1 protein-coding gene is annotated in these 851 nt (G+C 26.0%); it reads left to right on the forward strand.

The window, feature by feature from the left end:
- The first annotated feature begins 178 nt into the window (after positions 1-178).
- Complete coding sequence (locus tag IV513_RS15530; RefSeq protein WP_209391457.1) at positions 179-646, forward strand: hypothetical protein; 468 nt, start codon at positions 179-181, stop codon at positions 644-646.
- The last annotated feature ends 205 nt before the right edge of the window (positions 647-851 follow it).

Genomic DNA, 851 nt, shown 5'->3' on the forward strand with positions numbered 1-851 from the left:
ATCAAGGGGTTCTTTTTTGAAATTAAATGTAAAGCTAAATGTAAAATAGGTATTTAGGCTGTTTCTATTTTTAATAATTTTTATTTAGGACAGTATTGCAAAAATCATATTTTATTTATATATTTGAAAAATATTTTTGATTATATCTTATTAAAACTAACATTAAAACAACTTAAAAATGAGAAAATTTATTTTATCCTTAGTATTTGCTTTAATTGCATTGCCATTATTTTCACAAACTGAAAAAGATGAAGTAGCTATCTTTCAAAACGCTTTTGGTATTGAAAAAAGAACGTTGATTGAAAATTATATGAAAGTTGACGAATCGAAAGCTGCTGAATTTTGGAAATTATACGAAACCTATGAAAACAGCAGAAGAGCCATGGGTTTAAAACGTATTCAAAACATAACAAAATACGCAGAAAATTACGAGAATTTTACACCAGAAAGCATCAATGCTTTAATGAAAAATGCTCTTGATGTTCAAAAAGAAATGACATCTTTATGGGGTTCAACTTATAAAAAAATGTCAAAAGTTATTACACCTGTGGAAGCTGCTAAATTCATCCAAGCGGAAATGTATATTGAAAACACTATACGTCAAGCCTTATTAGAACAAGTGCCATTAATTGGAGAGTTAAAATAAATCTTTTTAAAATTACACTTTTATAACAAATCGGAATAGCAATTAATGTTAATCCGATTTGTTTTTTTTATAAATTTGTAACTTCAATACTTTTTATTAAATACACCCAATAGCGTCCTAAATAAAAAAATAAGAAGGAATTAAAGTAACTCAAAGTATCTTTGAGGTTGACAACAAAAAAACCTTCTTATGGATTCAAAATTAA

Source organism: Chryseobacterium sp. RR2-3-20, assembly GCF_017808115.1.
GTDB classification, from domain to species: domain Bacteria; phylum Bacteroidota; class Bacteroidia; order Flavobacteriales; family Weeksellaceae; genus Chryseobacterium; species Chryseobacterium oryzae.